16 protein-coding genes and 1 riboswitch are annotated in these 17,996 nt (G+C 39.5%); all 16 genes read left to right on the top strand.

The genetic code is table 11. The annotated features are described in order from the left end of the window. The first annotated feature begins 136 nt into the window (after positions 1-136). Positions 137-1,615, top strand: coding sequence for an alpha-N-arabinofuranosidase (locus CLO1100_RS04570; protein WP_014312578.1), 1,479 nt, complete (start codon positions 137-139; stop codon positions 1,613-1,615). Positions 1,616-1,711: 96 nt separating this feature from the next. Then, positions 1,712-1,966: a DUF6171 family protein gene (locus CLO1100_RS04575; protein WP_014312579.1), complete on the top strand. Its 255-nt coding sequence runs from the start codon at positions 1,712-1,714 to the stop codon at positions 1,964-1,966. A gap of 69 nt (positions 1,967-2,035) precedes the next feature. Continuing rightward, complete coding sequence (locus tag CLO1100_RS04580; protein WP_014312580.1) at positions 2,036-3,535, top strand: glycoside hydrolase 43 family protein; 1,500 nt, start codon at positions 2,036-2,038, stop codon at positions 3,533-3,535. Positions 3,536-3,670: 135 nt separating this feature from the next. Further along, a complete protein-coding gene (locus tag CLO1100_RS04585) occupies positions 3,671-5,176 on the top strand; it encodes a glycosyl hydrolase (RefSeq protein ID WP_014312581.1) in 1,506 nt (501 codons plus the stop codon). A 44-nt stretch (positions 5,177-5,220) separates the two neighbouring features. After that, a complete protein-coding gene (locus tag CLO1100_RS04590) occupies positions 5,221-6,018 on the top strand; it encodes an alpha/beta hydrolase family protein (RefSeq protein ID WP_014312582.1) in 798 nt (265 codons plus the stop codon). 48 nt (positions 6,019-6,066) lie between these two features. Continuing rightward, positions 6,067-8,256, top strand: a complete 2,190-nt coding sequence (locus tag CLO1100_RS04595) for a hypothetical protein (RefSeq protein ID WP_014312583.1) — start codon at positions 6,067-6,069, stop codon at positions 8,254-8,256. 47 nt (positions 8,257-8,303) lie between these two features. Then, the gene (locus tag CLO1100_RS04600; RefSeq protein ID WP_014312584.1) at positions 8,304-10,169 is read left to right on the top strand and encodes a sialate O-acetylesterase; all 1,866 of its coding nucleotides are present in this window, start codon (positions 8,304-8,306) and stop codon (positions 10,167-10,169) included. Positions 10,170-10,254: 85 nt separating this feature from the next. After that, positions 10,255-10,467, top strand: a riboswitch (cobalamin riboswitch). Positions 10,468-10,634: 167 nt separating this feature from the next. After that, positions 10,635-11,381 carry an energy-coupling factor ABC transporter permease gene (locus CLO1100_RS04605; protein ID WP_014312585.1) on the top strand — a complete coding sequence of 249 codons (747 nt, stop codon included), beginning with the start codon at positions 10,635-10,637 and terminating at the stop codon, positions 11,379-11,381. Between the two features lie 13 nt (positions 11,382-11,394). Continuing rightward, entirely contained in the window at positions 11,395-11,688 is a 294-nt protein-coding gene (locus CLO1100_RS04610; RefSeq protein ID WP_014312586.1) for an energy-coupling factor ABC transporter substrate-binding protein, read from the top strand. Then, positions 11,685-12,464 (top strand): cobalt ECF transporter T component CbiQ, encoded by a 780-nt coding sequence (gene cbiQ / locus CLO1100_RS04615; protein WP_014312587.1) that lies wholly within the window; start codon positions 11,685-11,687, stop codon positions 12,462-12,464. Before CLO1100_RS04610 ends, cbiQ begins: the two co-directional genes overlap by 4 nt. A 12-nt stretch (positions 12,465-12,476) precedes the next feature. Then, positions 12,477-13,322, top strand: coding sequence for an ATP-binding cassette domain-containing protein (locus tag CLO1100_RS04620; protein ID WP_014312588.1), 846 nt, complete (start codon positions 12,477-12,479; stop codon positions 13,320-13,322). Between the two features lie 4 nt (positions 13,323-13,326). Then, entirely contained in the window at positions 13,327-14,481 is a 1,155-nt protein-coding gene (gene cbiD, locus CLO1100_RS04625; RefSeq protein WP_014312589.1) for a cobalt-precorrin-5B (C(1))-methyltransferase CbiD, read from the top strand. Between the two features lie 4 nt (positions 14,482-14,485). Beyond that, on the top strand, positions 14,486-15,166 hold the full coding sequence (cobI, locus tag CLO1100_RS04630) for a precorrin-2 C(20)-methyltransferase (RefSeq protein ID WP_014312590.1): 681 nt from the start codon (positions 14,486-14,488) through the stop codon (positions 15,164-15,166). 2 nt (positions 15,167-15,168) lie between these two features. Next, the gene (cobM, locus tag CLO1100_RS04635; RefSeq protein WP_014312591.1) at positions 15,169-15,924 is read left to right on the top strand and encodes a precorrin-4 C(11)-methyltransferase; all 756 of its coding nucleotides are present in this window, start codon (positions 15,169-15,171) and stop codon (positions 15,922-15,924) included. Position 15,925: 1 nt separating this feature from the next. Next, positions 15,926-16,948, top strand: coding sequence for a cobalt-precorrin 5A hydrolase (locus CLO1100_RS04640; RefSeq protein WP_014312592.1), 1,023 nt, complete (start codon positions 15,926-15,928; stop codon positions 16,946-16,948). Beyond that, positions 16,936-17,979, top strand: a complete 1,044-nt coding sequence (gene hemA / locus CLO1100_RS04645; protein ID WP_242836723.1) for a glutamyl-tRNA reductase — start codon at positions 16,936-16,938, stop codon at positions 17,977-17,979. Before CLO1100_RS04640 ends, hemA begins: the two co-directional genes overlap by 13 nt. Positions 17,980-17,996: the final 17 nt, after the last annotated feature.

Here is a 17,996-nt window from a genome sequence, read left to right on the forward strand (position 1 = left end):
TATAGACTGATATCCTGTACTCGACCTTACCGAAGAAAGAGATTTAAAATCTGGTTTAAGCAAGTTAAAAAAACTAATTTAATGGTAAAATAATACTTATTATAAATGTTTCGGTTTGAGGAGAGTGAGTTATTAAATGGTAAAAATGGTATTAAATGCTGACGTAAAAAAAGGCAGAATAAATAAAAACATATACGGACATTTTTCAGAGCATCTCGGAAGATGTATATACGAGGGATTGTGGGTTGGCAAGGACTCTGAAATACCCAACATAAACGGATTCCGTACAGATGTTGTCGAAGCACTTAAAAAAATGAAGATACCTGTTCTGAGATGGCCGGGAGGATGCTTTGCAGATGAATATCACTGGGTGGACGGAATAGGGCCTAAAGAAAACAGACCTTGCATGGTAAACACCCATTGGGGTGGTGTTGTAGAAAATAACCATTTTGGAACCCATGAATTTCTGGAACTTTGTGAAATGCTGGCCGCAGAACCGTATATATGCGGTAATGTGGGAAGTGGCACAGTACATGAAATGCAGCAGTGGGTCGAATACATGACCTTTGACGGAAAATCTCCCATGGCTGATTTAAGAAGGGCAAACGGTAAGGATGAGCCATGGAGGGTTAAGTTTTTCGGTGTTGGCAATGAAAACTGGGGCTGCGGCGGAAACATGACCGCTGAGTTTTATGCAGATCAATATAAAAGGTATGCAACATATGTAAGAAACTTTGGTGAAAATACAATTTACAAAATAGCCGGTGGTGCTTCGGTAGATGACTATCATTGGACCGAGGTACTTATGAGAGAAGCTGGAAAGCAAATGGATGGTCTAAGCATCCACTATTATACAAGAATCTCCAAGGATTGGTCTGAGCAGGGCTCAGCAACTGAATTTGATGAAAATCACTGGTTTTCAGTAATGCAGAATGCTTTGTTTACGGAAGAATTGGTGGTACGTCATTCAAACATTATGGATAAGTATGATCCTGAGAAAAAAGTAGGCATGATTGTTGATGAATGGGGTACATGGTTTGCTGTTGAACCCGGAACAAATCCGGGATTCCTGTACCAGCAGAATACAATGAGGGATGCCCTTGTTGCAGGAATTCATCTGAATATTTTCAATAACCACTGCGACAGGGTTCAGATGGCAAACATAGCACAAATGGTAAACGTCCTTCAGGCAGTAATTCTAACTGAAGGTAAAAAAATGCTTCTGACACCTACTTACCATGTATTTGATATGTACAAGGTTCATCAGGATGCAGAGCTGCTTTCACTTGATTTTGAAAGTCCTGAATACACCTATAACGGAGAAAAGGTACCTCAGCTGAGTGCTTCTTCTTCCATAGACTCAGAAGGTAAGATTCATGTAACCATTTGCAACCTTAACCCGTCAGCAGATATCGATGTTGATATTGATTTGCGAGGTATAACTGCAAAGAGCAGTACAGGTCAAATAATTACTTCCAATGCTATGAATGCAAAAAATACATTTGAAGAAACAAATAATGTAACTATTAAGAAATTTGAAGGTATACACCTTGAAAATAACCATATATCAGGTATAATACCTTCAAAAGCAGTTGTAATGTTAGAAATAGTATAAACAAAAATTAGTTACAATAGAATATATAATCAGACTGAAATGTCCCGGCAGAATATAATTAATGCCGGGATATTTAGCAGTTAAAGGAGAGTGGCGGTGAAGGATAATTGCATAAAATGTCAAAGAAATATCTTTATTACTGATAATGATATTGAAATCGAAGTAAATAGAGTTATTGAATCGGGAGTACCGTTGCCTAGCAATGAACAATATGAAAAGAGATTGGAAGCCTGTAAAAACTGTAAGCATTTAACTGATGGAATCACTTGTATGATTTGCGGGTGCATTGTAAAGGCAAGGGCTATGAATGCTTTGCGTATTTGTCCCAACCCTTCCGGAAGTAAATGGTAATGTCTTAAGCAAGAAATCAAAATTATGTAATCAGTTGAGGAAAAGCCGGGATAAAGAGAGGAAATTGACATGAAAATTCAGAACCCTATTATATGGGCAGATATGCCGGACCCGGACGTTATACGTGTAGGTAACACTTATTATATGGTATCTACAACCATGTTTGTAATGCCTGGGGCTCCGATTTTAAAATCAAAGGATTTATGTCATTGGGAGTTAGTATCCTATGTTTTCAATACTATTGAAGATAATGACATATATCAGCTGAAAAATGGCAAAAACGCATATGGTAAAGGGCAATGGGCAACCAGTCTGAAATTTTACAACGGTCTGTACTATGCATGCTTTGTGTGCCATGATATGCAAAAGACCTATATCTATTATACGGACAATATAGAAAAAAGCGGTTGGAATCGTTATGTAATTAATGATGTTTTCCATGATATGTCTTTTTTATTTGATAACGGCAGGTCGTATTTGGTATATGGCAATGGAGATATTTGTATAGTCGAATTAAAAGAGGATTTATCGGGAGTAAAAGATGGAGGGCTTAAACAACGCCTGTTTAGTACCCCGTCTGAAAATATAATGCTCCGTTGTGAGGGCTGCAGAGCCTATAAAATTTATGGCTATTATTATTTACTTTTCATTGAATGGCCCAATGACGGTAATTGCCGGAGACGTGTTGTGTGTTACAGATCAAAAGAGTTGGTTGGAGAATACGAGAGAAAAATACTTCTTGATGATGATATGGGGTACCAGAATCAGGGAATTGCTCAGGGGGCTTTAATTGATACACCTGAAGGAGAATGGTATTCTATTTTGTTTCAGGATCATGGAGCGGTAGGCAGAATTCCATATTTACTTCCTGTTACGTGGGAAGCCGGTTGGCCCAAATTAGGGGTTAATGGTAAGGTACCGGAAGAGTTTGAGATTCCTTTAAAAGAGTATGATGCCAAACCATTAATAATAAGTGATAGCTTTTACCATAATGAAAACAAGCTGGATTCAAGATGGGAATGGAATCACAATCCTGAGGAGAATTGTTGGTCATTCACTGAAAATCCGGGCTATTTGAGATTACGCACTCAATCTTTGGCAAAAAACCTTTTAACTGCCAGAAATACATTAACCCAAAGGACAAGTGGCCCTAAATGTGCATTTTCAGTAGAGCTTAATACAGAGGGAATGAAAGCAGGAGACTATTCCGGGCTTATGGCGTTACAGGGAGATTATGGGGCTATAGGAATAACAGCCGATGAGAATAATTTGAAAAGAATTATTGTTTCTAAAAAAGCTGATGACGGAAGACAGAAAGAGGAAGAATATAGGCTGTTTACAGACAATAGGATATTTTTGAAAATCCAGTTTGATTTTCAAAATAGTAGGGATATTGCAGAATTTTATTATTCCCAAGACAATATTAACTGGACAAAATTGGGGAATGGTTTGCATATGACATTTACCCTTGACCTTTTTATAGGTTATCGAGTGGGTATATTCTATTATTCACAGAAAGCAGCAGGAGGGTTTGCTGATTTCAGAAATTTTATATATGAATCACTATAATTATAAAGGTGTTCTAATCGGTACAGTTTTAGGCTGAACATTTATAAAAGTATTTTGAAATATATAGAATCTTATAATAAAATAATACAAAAGAGGAATTTTTATATTTTAGTACATAAATTAAAGGAGGATTATATGAGCAAAATAACGATCTCAGATAAGGTGACAGGGGCTTTCAGGGATAACTGGAATTTCTGTGTAGGCACAGAGCGTATGGGAATCGCTCTTCAAAAGGAATATCAGGATACTCTTGAATATGTTCAGAAGGCAATAAATTTCAAATACATAAGAGGACATGGTCTGTTCCATGATGATACTGCCATCTATAGGGAAAATGAAATAGACGGAGAAATGAAACCTTTCTATAACTTTACATATATAGATAAGATATTTGATTCATTTCTTGAAAAGGGTCTCAAACCTTTTGTTGAGCTGGGCTTTATGCCATCACAGCTGGCATCGGGAGAGCAGAAAGTTTTTTATTGGAAAGGAAATGTCACTCCTCCTAAGGATTATAGTAAATGGAAGGATCTTATACAGGCTCTAATAAAACACTTCATAAGCAGATATGGAATAGAAGAGGTTTTACAATGGCCTTTTGAAGTCTGGAACGAGCCAAATTTGAAGGTATTTTGGAAAGATGCCGATGAGACAGAATACTTTAAGCTTTATAAGGTATCTGCTATGGCAATTAAGGAAATTAATAAGGATTTACAGGTGGGTGGCCCTGCTATATGCGGAGGAGCCGATTACTGGATAAAAGATTTTCTTGAGTTCTGTAAAAAGGAAAATGCTCCCGTTGACTTTGTCTCCCGTCATTTATATTCAGCACATTTGCCGAAAGTTCAGACACATGAATTTTGCTATCAGGATCTCAAGGAACCTGAAGAAATGCTTAAAGAATTGCAGACAGTAAGGCAAATGATTGATAATTCACCATTTCCGTATCTGTCATTTCATATAACAGAATACAATACTTCATATAATCCTTTGAATCCTGTTCATGATACATGTCTCAATGCTGCCTATCTTGCCCGGATTATAAGTGAGGCCGGAGATATTGTGGATTCATTTTCATACTGGACCTTCAGCGATATATTTGAGGAAGCGGATGTTCCAAGAGCTCAGTTCCACGGAGGGTTTGGTCTTGTTGCTCTTAACAATATTCCAAAGCCTACTTTCCATATGTTCAGTTTTTTTGAACAAATGGGAAAGGATATCTTGTACAGAGATGAAAATATGCTGGCAACGAGAAAAACTGACGGTACGGTGACAATAACCGTATGGAATCCGGTAATGGAGAAGGGTGAACATTTTGATAAGGATTTCTCACTGGAGCTGAATTTACCAAAAGGAGAATACTTTATTAATCGAACTATTGTAAATGAGAAATATGGTAACCCATGGAAAACGTGGATACAAATGGGACGCCCTCGATTCACAAGTAAGAAACAGGTTGAAATACTGAGAAATGCAGCACGTCCTATGGTAATATCCGATAGGGTAAGCTGCGCTGAGAATATGCTGCTTCTTGAGTTTTCTCTAAGCAAAAACGAAGTATCTTTTTTTGAAATCATTCCTGTAGCAGATGAGACTGACACCTACTATAAACTTGATGACAGTATGATTCCGGGGTATTAAAATATTTTAAGTATTTAATACAAATTTTAAAAAGGAGAATTATTATGGCAATTTTTCAAGTTAACTTTTTCGCTAAAACAATGAAAAGACCTGTATGTTTTAATGCTTTGATACCAAATGATAAATATGAGGCACCGGGACAGGAATCTCAAATACCAAGAGGACCTTTAAAGTCCATTTACCTCTTGCACGGCTATTCAGGTAACCATATGGATTGGTTGACATTCACAAAAATACAGGAGGTTTCTCTGAAATATAATATTGCGGTGTTTATGCCATCCGGTGAAAATTACTTTTATTTGGATGACGAAGAAGTTGGAGCATACTATGGAGAGCTAATCGGAAATGAACTGGTTGACTATACACGTAAGACATTCCATTTATCAGATAAAAGAGAGGACACATTCATTGGAGGATTATCCATGGGTGGTTACGGTGCAATAAGAAACGGTTTGAAATACTCTGAAAGGTTCGGCAGGATAATTGCACTGTCTTCAGCACTTATTACCAATCAGATTGCCGGGATTACTCCCGATTTCAAAGGACCTGTTGCAGACTATCCTTATTACAGAAGAGTGTTTGGGGATCTTGACCGGCTTCTGGGAAGTGACAAAGACCCAGAGGCACTAATCCGTGGTCTTAAGGAAAGAAAAGCAGATATACCCAAGATATACATGGCTTGCGGAACAGAAGATTTTCTTATAAAGGAAAACAGAGGCTTGCATGAATTCCTTGTTTCAGAAAACGTAGATCATACCTATATAGAAGACGTTGGTGTTCACGATTGGAAGTTCTGGAATGAGTATATAGACAAGGGGCTGGCATGGGCTACTGAAGAATGACCAAATGACTAAACCGAAATATACATAAATACCAAGGGGGAGATTACCATGAAGCTGGTATGCGGTGAATACACACTAATATTTAAAGATGGAGGTCTGGAGGTTCAAAAAAACCATAAGACCATATATTTCAACAAACGCCCCATGTTTGTTACTGTTAAGACAGCAATGGCTATCAATGAATTTTATGACAAGGCTTACACCGAGGTAGATGTTTTTGGTAATAGTATAATTGCAAAGGGTACAATAACTGTAAACTCCGGTTCTGAGTTTTCCTTCTCAGATGTATATGAAGCGGGAGGTTCGGGATTCAAGGTAAGCAGAAATGTCAAGGTGTTAAAGGCAGGGGATGACCTTGGCTTTTCAACTAAAATATCTTTTGCAATGACTGAATCAAAGGATACACATGATTATAATTGTTTTGCACCGGGTGTATGGTACAGACAGAACCAATTTGCACCTGATTTTGCATTTGGAAAGGATTTGGATTGCGAATATTTCTGGCAAATGGAAACTCACTATGCTTTGCCTTTATTCGCCATGCAGAATATAGAATCCGGAGAAACAGCGGCTATATCCCGCTGGGCCTCAGATGTAACTATGCGGTCTTTGGATATTATGCAATCGGAAAATAATATCGATCCCAAATTTACAATTGGCTCAATAGGTATGAGCAGACCGCAAAATAAGACCATGAACTATATGTATTATGGCTTTGAGGTACGAAAGGAAATCGAAACAAAAACCGACGGTCTTTCAATTGATTATGTTTATCCCGGCTGTGACGGACAAATGCCCGGAGTAAACCACTATGGTGGACTTGACTACAACGGTAAGGTAAAAACCTTTCAACGTATTAATCACCCTGTAGAACCGGGCTTTCAGCAGAATTATTCCGTTGCAGTGAATTTCGGAAACTATGACAGCTATCAGCTTATGATGAGAGATATCTGGAGAGTGACTTATGAACGGTTGAGAGACAAATTATTCGATGTGGACAATGAACTCTTTTTCCATAACTGTATGAAGATACTTGACAGGTATACACGGCAGTATGGTGACTCTTTCGGACTCCCATTTGCCTGCCAGCTTCCCTATATGGATATAAATTGTGTATCCTTTCAATTCGGTTTTGTAGGACAGCAGCCGGGGATCGGCTATCAGCTTTTGAGATACGGTGACAAAGAAAACATGCCCGAAACCTTTAAAAAAGGTGTGAACCTGATTGATTTCTGGGTCAGGACTACCATGACGGAATCAGGCTTACCCAATATGTGCTATAATCCGGGTATAAGTGCCTTTGAACCGTACCCCCATTATATAAGAATGCTTGCAGACGGTATTGAGGCAATTTTAGATGCATACCTCTATATGAAAAAGAAAGGGGACGAGCGGTCTTCATGGAGACAGTTCTGCCAAAAAACAGCTGATTGGCTTATTAATATTCAAAATGAAGACGGTAGCTTTTATCGTGCATACAATACCGATAGTTCTGTAAGGATGAAATCCAAGTCAAATACCCCAAGTGTAATACGTTTTCTGGTTGAGTTTTACCTTGTGACAGGTGACGAAAAGTATAAAAATGCAGCCATAAAGGCCGGAGACTGGTCTTATGAAAATGCTTACCTTAACATGGAGTACAGAGGGGGTACATGCGACAACACCGATATACAGGACAAAGAAGCAGGCATCTACGCAATGTTTGGCTTTCTTGCTCTGTACGATCTTACAGGAGAAAATAAATGGCTTGAAGGTGCCGTAGGTGCTGCTGACTACACTGAGACCTGGACCTATGCTTGGAAATTCCCCGTACGTGCACCAATGGAGAAGCATCCCTTCAACAGGTATTCCATCAGTGGGCAGAGTATTATAACAATCGGAGGCGGGGCAGATGTATATATGGCTGCTTGCTCCTACACTTACTACAGATTGTACGTTATAACCGGGGATGAGCATTATCTTGATTTTGCCCAGTTTATTCATAAAAATACCAGACAATCCAGCGATATAGACGGAAGTATAGGTTATATAATGCCGGGGTTGGGCCATGAAAGCGGAAACTTTACGGGACAGATGCTGCAAAGCCAGTACCATTGGCTTCCATGGTGTACTTTTGTGGAAGTTGACCCTTCATCAAGACTTTATGATACTTTCGGAGGCTACGAGATTACAGACGCTCAAAAACTCAGTCCAGAAGAACGTACCCGAAGAAACCGCATATACGAGAATTTTTGTTGATAGTATAAAATAAAGTAAATAATAATGTATTGAAAGTAGGAATTATATTGGATTATATTCGTTCTAAAATAAGATTGCCTCGGATTATCAGCGACGGCATGGTGCTACAGAGAAACACAGACGTAAAGGTTTGGGGATGGGCGTCACCGGGAGAAACTGTTACTGTCCGCTTTATGGGCAAAGTTTACTATGCTTCCACAAATGAAAGTGGAGAGTGGTTTGTTAAACTTGAATCCGCAGAAGCAGGTGGGCCGTATGATATGGTTATTGAGTCGGAAGAGTCTACTGAAAAGATAACTGTCAAGAATATTCTTCTGGGCGATGTGTGGCTTTGTTCAGGACAATCAAATATGGAAATGAAAATGGATTCGTTGAAGGATACATACACTGAAGAAATTGCCCGTTGCAACAATAATTATATAAGGCATTTTTGTATTCCTGTGAAATTCGACTTCGAAAAACCTCAAACTGATATGGAAGCAGGAAGTTGGGAGGCGGCCAACCCTGAAAGCGTTTTGGATTTTACTGCTACGGGCTATTTCTTTGCCTTAAAGCTGTTTGAAAAGTACCATATTCCAATAGGCTTGATTAATGCAAGTTTGGGAGGCTCACCTGCAGAGGCATGGCTCAGTGAAAATGCATTAAAGGAGTTCCCGGAATATTATGAATCAGCAAAACAACTCAGCAACCGGGATTATCTGGATAAAGTGTTAAGAGAGGATCAGACTTCCACCGAAGCATGGTACTCTGCGTTAAACCAAAACGATAAGGGAATAGAAACTAATACCGCCTCCTGGCAGAATATAAAAGTACCTTCATATTGGGAAGACGAGGGTTTGGGCAACTTCAACGGTGTCGTCTGGTTCAGAAAGGAAATCCATATTCCCTGCACTCTTGCAGATAAACCTGCAAGACTTGTACTTGGGAACATTGTTGATGAAGATACTGTATATATTAACGGCATAGAGGCAGGAACAACATCAAATCAGTATATTCCGAGGAAATACAGTATTCAGGAGGGATTACTCAAAGAAGGTAAAAATACAATCCTACTCAGAGTAGTAAATACGTCCGGTAAAGGGGGATTTTACAAAGAAAAGCCCTACCAACTTGAAATCGGAGATAGTATTATTGATTTAATCGGCGAATGGCAGTATGTGATTGGTGCAAAAAGTAGTCCCATGCCTGAACCGGCCTTTGTTCAGTGGCGGCCCGTAGGTTTGTACAACGGGATGATTGTTCCTGTTACAAATTATGCAATCAAAGGTTTTGTATGGTATCAAGGTGAATCCAATACCAAGAATCCCGGAGAATATGAAAATCTCCTAAAGGCATTGATTTCAGACTGGAGACAGAAGTGGAAAATGGGAAATCTGCCGTTTTTGTATGTTCAGTTGCCGAACTTCATGGAGGCCTCTGAGATACCTACGGAAAGCAACTGGGCGGAGTTGAGGGAAGCCCAGCGAAGGACACTTTCTGTACCGGGTACTGCAATGGCTGTTGCAATTGACCTTGGGGAATGGAATGATATTCACCCGGTAAATAAAAGGGATGTGGGATTTCGCTTGGCACTTGCAGCCATGAAAGCTGTTTATGGGGACAAAACCATTGTTGCATATGGGCCAATGTATCAGTCATACAGAATAGACAAAAACAAAATAATATTATCCTTCACTGATACAGGAAGTGGGTTGGCTGTTAAAAAGGGAGAACGGCCGGGAGCTTTTGCTATAGCAGGAGCAGACAGAATATTTACCCGTGCTGATGCGGAACTTACAGGTAATGATGTGGCAGTCTGGAGTGAAAAGGTTCCCCATCCGGTTTACGTAAGGTACGCATGGGCTGATAATCCAATAGATGCCAACCTATATAACCGTGAGGGTTTACCTGCCTCGCCTTTTACAACGGAATAGCTGGCTATTGCTGTTGGAAGCTGTTAGAATATGTAGTAAAAGGGTAATTGACGTTATAATTTTAATGGTATATAATGTAAATAATTTAATAATTAATAATACTGGTTTGCTCAAAATTATGAGTAACTAAGAGGGAATCAGGTGAAAATCCTGAACAGTCCTGCTGCCGTAAGATGGAGCGGTTCTCAAAAGCAAGAATTTTTCTGCTTATGTATACCACTGGGTGTCAGTCCCGGGAAGGCGAGAACTTTGCAACGATGTCTGAGTCGGAAGACCTGCCAGTATTTCTGCAGATGCCAAATATGCAGATTACTATGACTTCACAGTGTATGAAGTGTGTAGTTTGTCAAAAGAGAAAAACGGTATAAAACTATATATTCTTTTTTACAAATAAAACCTTTATTGCTAAAAATATGAAGGTTTTATTTTTTTGGCAAGTATTATTAATTCGGAGGTTCATTATATATGAAAAATGTAAAGGTTAAAAACTTTATTGTTTGTCTTTCAATTGTAGCGTGTGTCATTTTTTCTTTCCCATCAAAAGCATCTGCAATGCATATTACGGAAGGATACCTGGCACCCGGCTGGTGTATTAGCTGGGGAATGCTTTGCATGCCATTTCTCGTCATGGGATTCTTCTCAATAAAAAAGAAAATAGAGATATCCTCAAAAAACCTGACCCTGCTGGCAATGTGCGGTGCTTTTGCCTTTGTACTTTCCGCACTCAAGATGCCGTCAGTTACCGGAAGCTGTTCACATCCCACAGGAGTGGGACTGGGTGCTGTTTTGTTCGGGCCAACCGCTATGTCTGTTATAGGAGCTATAATTTTATTGTTTCAGGCTATTTTACTGGCACATGGAGGTATTACAACCCTAGGAGCTAATATATTTTCAATGGCTATAGCAGGGCCTTTGATTTCTTTCGGAGTGTTCAAGCTATCTAAAAGATTGGGTGCAAAAGCTGGGCTCGCAGTATTTTTTGCAGCATTTTTCGGAGATTTGATAACATATGTGACAACTTCTGTGGAGCTTGCCATGGCCCATCCTGATGTTACGGGTGGATTTATAGTCTCTCTTGGGAAGTTTATAAGTATTTTTGCTTTCACCCAAGTTCCTCTTGCTGTTTGCGAAGGACTGCTTACAGTGGTCATTTACAATGTTCTTGCAAAATACAGTGCCAAAGAGCTAAAGGCACTGTCGGCAATTTATTAAAGGAGAGAATACCATGATATTATGGAAAAAGAATTTAATTCTGATTGTAACGGTAATTATAATTCTTGCTACACCGCCCATTTTGATAAAGAATGCTGAATTTTCCGGCTCAGATGGTCTGGCAGAAGAACAGATAGCTAAAATAGACCCGGACTACAAGCCATGGTTTGAATCCCTGCTTGTACCTAAAAGCGGCGAAATAGAGTCACTGCTTTTTGCATTGCAAGCTGCAATCGGTGCAGGAGTAGTGGGTTTTATACTTGGAAGAATGACTTCCGTTAAAGTAAAATCTGGAGCAGATACATGATATTGATAGATAAATATGCATATGCTTCTAAACTTGCTTGTATCAGTCCGAAAGCAAAATTAGTATATACAATGTTACCTTTATTATTGTGCATATCCCTTAACTCATTTGTCGTAAGTTTGGTAACCATAATTGTCATGGCAGTGACTACGGTAGGTGCCGGAAAAATTAAGCTTTCAGTATATTTAAAATTGCTTTTTATTCCCTTTGGCTTCTTAATGGTTGGAACAATAACAATACTGATAAACCGTTTTGATTTAAATCATATTTATTTACTGGGGGTTAAAATCGGTAAATATGCTTACGGTATTGACTGGGGAACTCTTACAAATAGTTTAAAACTAGTACTCAAAGCACTGGGGGGAGTAAGCTGTATGTATTGCCTGTCTTTGAGTACTCCAATGACTGACTTGTTTCAGGTTCTGAGACGAACAAAAATCCCGGCTGTTATTGTTACACTTATGGAGCTGATATACAGATATATATTTGTGTTGTTGGATGAAGTAGGGAGAATGAACATAGCAAAAAATTCAAGGTTGGGTAACTGTAATTTCAGAACTTCTTTAAGATCAACGAGTGAATTGATAAGTATGCTGTTCATACGTGCATACAACCGTTCCGACAGGGTTTATGCAGCTCTTGAATCCAGAGGCTACAGCGGACAATTTGTTACGCTGGATGAAGAATACATACACGGTAAAAAGATGTATATGCTTGCAATCCTGTTATGTCTGTTGCTTTTAAGTGCAGGACTTGCAGAAAGGTTTTTATTGTAGGGGGTAGTTCTATTGTACATAATTGAAACTAATAATCTGAGTTATTCATATGACGGCGAACACCAAGCTCTGGAGAACGTCAGTATATCAATAAAAAAGGGCAAAACTACAGCATTTTTGGGGGGCAATGGTGCAGGAAAGTCAACACTGTTTTTGAACCTTAACGGTGTTTTAACACCTGACAGCGGAAAAGTTTTTTTTGAGGGCAAAGAAGTGGAATACAACAAAAAAGGTATAACTGAAATGAGAAAAAGGGTTGGTATCGTGTTTCAGGACCCAAATGATCAATTGTTTTCTTCAAGTGTTAAAAAGGATATTTCCTTTGGGGCTATAAATCTTGGACTAGGTGTTGAGGAAGTCAGGGAAAGGGTTGAAAAGGCGGTTGTTCAAACCGGGATTGGAGAATATGTAGACAAACCTACACATGCATTAAGCTTCGGACAGAAAAAAAGAGTTGCCATAGCTGGGGTTTTAGCTATGGAGCCTGATGTGATTATTCTGGATGAACCAACTGCGGGGCTTGACTCAAAAGGGGCAAGCGAAATTCTCAATCTGTTGACAAAGATAAAAGAAGAAACGGGAGTATCGGTTATATTGGCAACACATGAAATGGATATCGTTCCTATATATTGCGATGATGTATATATCATGGACCATGGGAAAGTGGTATTGGGAGGAAATGTGAGAGAAGTACTTTCAAAGCCCGGCATTCTAAGGGAACACTCATTAAGGCTTCCGAGAATGGCACACCTGATGGAAATATTAAGCCAACGGGACAAGCTGGATGTTGACAGGACAGCAGCTACAATATCTGAAGCAAGGGCATCAATTTTAAGTCTGATGAACGGTGCAGGGTAAACGTATGGGTGAATTTATCGTAAAAAACGGGAAGAGGCTGAAGTGCGGATACACAACCGGAAGCTGTGCAGCAGCAGCAGTAAAGGCATGTACGTTAATGCTTTTAGGAAATACAACAATTGATGAGGTTATAATTACTGCTCCAAAGGGTATCCGATTAACTTTGCAAATCGGTGATATTTTAAAACAGAAGGAATGGGTCAGTTGTTCCGTAAAAAAAGATGCAGGGGACGATCCAGATGTTACAAATGGTATCAAAATTTTTGCAAAGGTTAAAAAACTGGAAAAAGAAATATTGATTGAAGGTGGCAGTGGTATTGGACGGGTTACAAAAGCAGGACTGCAATGCGCAGTTGGTGAGGCAGCCATAAATCCCGTACCCAGGCAGATGATACATGAGGTGTTAAGAGAGGTATCCGATACATTCGGGTATAAAGGAGGCTTTTCCGTTGTAATTTCAGCAGAAGACGGAGAAGAAATTGCAAAAAAAACCTTTAACCCACGTCTTGGAATAACAGGTGGAATATCAATACTGGGGACTACCGGGATAGTTGAGCCTATGAGCGAAAAGGCTTTAATAGAAACTATTCATAAGGAGATAGATGTAAGAACTGCTCAAAACATCGAATATTTTCTTGTAACCTCCGGTAACTTTGGAAGGGATTTTGCACTGAAAAGATTCGGATTGGACATAGACAGTGGTTTAAAGTGCTCCAATTATATAGGCGAAACTATTGATTATGCAGTTTATAAAAATATCAAAAATATTTTACTTATAGGACATGCAGGTAAACTGTGCAAAATTGCCGGCGGTATTATGAATACTCATTCAAGGACTGCAGATTGCAGATGTGAAATATTTGCTGCCCATTCAGCACTTTCTGGAGCTTCCAAAGAGTGTATAAGAAAAATAATGCAGGCTATGACTACGGATGAAATAAACGGCATACTACGAGAGGAAGGCCTTGAGGAAGTTGTTAATATGAGTATTCTTGAAAAAATAAAATTTCACCTTAATCATAGGGCAAACTTTAAATCCGGTATAGAGGTTGTAATGTTTACCGATTTGAACAGACAACTGAAAGACAGAGTCTTTTATCAGACCTCAGGTGCTAAAGACATTATTAAAGAACTGTGTAAGGAATCAGATAAGGGGTAAATATATGAGCGGAGTTTTATACGGAGTTGGTGTAGGGCCGGGAGATCCCAAAATGTTGACGCTTCAGGCGGTTGAAGTTCTGCAAATGGCAGATGTAATAGCTGTACCCGATACAAAAGGTGAAAAAACTGCTATGAAAGTTGTTGGGGAATACATAAAGGACAAGGAGGTGGTTTATTGTCCTATGCCCATGACAAGAGATACGGATTTACTTGAAAAAAGTCATGGCATAAGCTGCAGGTTGATAGAGCAAGAATTGCTAAAAGGTAATAATGTAGCCTTCATTACATTAGGTGATCCCACAATTTATTCTACCTATATGAACATTCAGCGGATTATGGATAATAAGGGTTATATTACCCGGACAATACCCGGGGTTACCTCCTTTTGTGCGTCTGCGGGTGCACTGAATATTTCTTTGTGTGACAGGGGGGAGGCTCTGCACATTATACCTGCATCCTACGGGGAGACTGAAGAACTTCTGGAATTAAAGGGTACAAAAATACTGATGAAAAGCGGAAAAAGTCTAACTGATATAAAGGCTGTTTTGAAGAGGAAGGGGCTGTATCAGTATTCCCGGATGGTAGAATGCTGCGGTATGGAAAGTCAGAGAGTTTACAAAAGTCTTGATGAGGTATCTGATGATTCAAGCTACTTTTCAATTATAATAGTAAAGGATAAATAAGTATGGTGACATTTATTGGAGCAGGGCCCGGAGCCATTGACCTGATTACGGTGAGGGGAAAAACGCTGCTGGAGACAGCTGATATTGTTATTTATGCAGGCTCACTGGTGAATCCGGGCTTGCTTGATTACACAAAAAAAACATGTGAAATATTTAATAGTGCGGAAATGACATTGGAACAAGTGATAGCTGTTATGGAACGTGGAGAAAGAGAGAAAAAAAATACCGTAAGACTGCATACCGGCGATCCCAGTATATATGGTGCAATTCGTGAGCAGATGGATATGCTTACAGAACGGGGGATTGAATATACCGTAGTTCCGGGAGTCAGCTCCTTTTGCGGTGCGGCGGCTGCATTAAAAGCAGAATACACACTGCCTGATGTAAGCCAGACTTTGATACTCACCAGAATGGAGGGACGCACCCCTGTTCCGGAAAGAGAAGAAATATCAAATCTTGCCACACATAAATCATCAATGGCACTGTTCCTGAGTTCCTCATTATTGGAGGAATTGAGCCGTAGGCTTATAGCCGGAGGGTATGAAGCTAATACACCGGCAGCCATTGTATATAAGGCAACCTGGCCCGACGAAAAAATTGTACGGACATGCGTAGGAGAGCTTTATACAGCAGCAAAAGAAAATAACATCAACAAGACTGCTTTGATACTTGTAGGAGATTTCCTTGGCGCCGGGTATTCAAGGTCAAAGCTATATGACCCTGCCTTTTCTCACGAATTCAGAGAGGCAGTCAAGTAATATGAAGATAACTTTAGCTGCATTTACAAAACAGGGCGGTATGCTTTGCCTAAATCTGCAACAAAAACTCAACAGGCAGGGATATGATGTTGAGGGATACAGTAAGTATCAGATTAACGGAGCCGGAGCTTTGGAAGACAGCTTGGATGAGTTTACCCGGAAAGCGTTTGGCGTAAGTGACGCTATAGTTTTTATAGGGGCTGCCGGGATTGCTGTCAGGGCAATTGCCCCGTTTATAAGCTCCAAGGACTGTGACCCTGCAGTACTGGTTATTGATGAAAGAGGCAAGTATGTTATTCCCATTCTGTCAGGTCATATAGGTGGGGCAAACGAATTAGCAAAGATTATTGCAAAATTAATGGACGCACAAGCGGTGATTACAACGGCAACAGATATAAATGGGAAGTTTGCAGTTGATTCATGGGCAGTAAATTCAGGCTGCAATATAATGAATATTGATATGATTAAAAAGGTGTCAGCTGAAATATTAAACGGGGAACAGGTCGGAGTTCATTCCGATTATCCGGTTGAAGGCAGTCTGCCTGATAATGTGATTATATCAGACAGTACAAAAGTAGGAATTTGCATATCAGACAGCTTCAAGCCGATTTTTTCACAGACATTGCATCTTATGCCCCGACAATATGCTTTGGGCATTGGCTGCAGAAAAAATACAGGGTATGCTGAACTTTTGAATTTTGTAAATTTCGTTCTTGATATAAACGGGATTTCACCCCATGCAATAGAGGCTATAGCTTCTATTGATTTAAAAAGTGATGAAAATGCAATACGTTCTTTGAGTGCTGATTGGAAAATTCCTTTTCATACATATTCTGCAAATGAGCTTGCAGAGCTCCCCGGGGATTTTTCAAAATCGGATTTTGTAAAAGAGATTACCGGGGTTGACAATGTTTGTGAACGGGCGGCAGTTAAGGCCAACAATGGAAGGCTTGTAGTTCCAAAATGCAGTTGGGACGGAATAACAGCGGCATTATCAAAAAAAGATTGGAGATGCAGATTTTGACTATTATATCAGCAATTTTGGACTATAAAACAGCTGCTATTGATGTCCGGGAAAGATTCAGCTATACATCCACAAGAATCAGAGAAATACTTGGAAGGATAAAAGCAACGGAAGGTGTTTCAGGAGCCGTACTCCTGTGTACCTGCAACAGAACCGAACTTTATATTTCGGGGGAGAACATTGAGAATCTGAATCCTGCCCTGCTTTTGTGCCAGTTGTCCGGGGTGGAAGAGCATAAATTGTTAATGCCTTTATTTAATATAAGATATGATTCAGAGTCAATATTCCATCTGATGGAAGTAGCTTGCGGACTTCAGTCAATGGTGCTTTTCGAGGATCAGATAATTACTCAGGTGAAAAATGCGGCTACTGTAGCCCGGGAGGAGAAAACCATTGATTCAACCTTGGAGACCATGTTCAGGCTCAGTATTACAGCGGCAAAGAAAGCTAAAACGGAAATTAAAATAAAGGCAGTTCCTACTTCGGCGGCAGAAAGGGCAATAACAGAATTGTCAAAAAAATACTGTTTCGCTGACAAAAGGGTTCTTGTAATCGGTAATGGTGAAATAGGGCGGTTATGCTGTAAAAAGCTTATTGAACTGGGGTCAAATGTAACAATCACACTCAGAAAGTATAAACACGGAGACATAATTGTTCCTATTGGCTGCCGCACAATTTCATACGATGAAAGGGACGGATTTCTTTCCAACTCTGATGTAGTTATAAGTGCAACTACAAGTCCTCACTTCACCATAAATTATGATATGGTTGAAAAACTTGAAAGAAGGCCTGAGCTATTTGTTGATTTGGCACTGCCCAGGGATATTGAGCCGGGCATTTCACAAATTCCCGGAGTTGCAAGCTATAATCTGGACAGGTTCTACACCGATTTTTCAGTACTTAATCAAAAGGAAGTAAGTGAAATAAAGGAGATAATACACCACTATTTTTTACAGTTTGAAAAGTGGCAAAATTACCATAGGGAAGCAAGACTGGTAAACAACATGAACAGGATAAATGTAAATTATTAGAAGTTGAAGGAGGTTAA

This window comes from Clostridium sp. BNL1100 (assembly GCF_000244875.1).
Classification (GTDB): Bacteria; Bacillota; Clostridia; order Acetivibrionales; family DSM-1351; genus Ruminiclostridium.

What these genes read in the sequence shown, in the direction of transcription:
- CLO1100_RS04640 (WP_014312592.1), top strand. Translation starts at nt 15,926, where the DNA reads ATGAAGATAACTTTAGCTGCATTTACAAAACAGGGCGGTATGCTTTGC.
- cbiQ (WP_014312587.1), top strand. Translation starts at nt 11,685, where the DNA reads ATGATATTGATAGATAAATATGCATATGCTTCTAAACTTGCTTGTATC.
- cbiD (WP_014312589.1), top strand. Translation starts at nt 13,327, where the DNA reads ATGGGTGAATTTATCGTAAAAAACGGGAAGAGGCTGAAGTGCGGATAC.
- CLO1100_RS04605 (WP_014312585.1), top strand. Translation starts at nt 10,635, where the DNA reads ATGAAAAATGTAAAGGTTAAAAACTTTATTGTTTGTCTTTCAATTGTA.
- CLO1100_RS04595 (WP_014312583.1), top strand. Translation starts at nt 6,067, where the DNA reads ATGAAGCTGGTATGCGGTGAATACACACTAATATTTAAAGATGGAGGT.
- cobI (WP_014312590.1), top strand. Translation starts at nt 14,486, where the DNA reads ATGAGCGGAGTTTTATACGGAGTTGGTGTAGGGCCGGGAGATCCCAAA.
- CLO1100_RS04570 (WP_014312578.1), top strand. Translation starts at nt 137, where the DNA reads ATGGTAAAAATGGTATTAAATGCTGACGTAAAAAAAGGCAGAATAAAT.
- CLO1100_RS04580 (WP_014312580.1), top strand. Translation starts at nt 2,036, where the DNA reads ATGAAAATTCAGAACCCTATTATATGGGCAGATATGCCGGACCCGGAC.
- CLO1100_RS04610 (WP_014312586.1), top strand. Translation starts at nt 11,395, where the DNA reads ATGATATTATGGAAAAAGAATTTAATTCTGATTGTAACGGTAATTATA.
- CLO1100_RS04585 (WP_014312581.1), top strand. Translation starts at nt 3,671, where the DNA reads ATGAGCAAAATAACGATCTCAGATAAGGTGACAGGGGCTTTCAGGGAT.
- CLO1100_RS04590 (WP_014312582.1), top strand. Translation starts at nt 5,221, where the DNA reads ATGGCAATTTTTCAAGTTAACTTTTTCGCTAAAACAATGAAAAGACCT.
- hemA (WP_242836723.1), top strand. Translation starts at nt 16,936, where the DNA reads ATGCAGATTTTGACTATTATATCAGCAATTTTGGACTATAAAACAGCT.
- cobM (WP_014312591.1), top strand. Translation starts at nt 15,169, where the DNA reads ATGGTGACATTTATTGGAGCAGGGCCCGGAGCCATTGACCTGATTACG.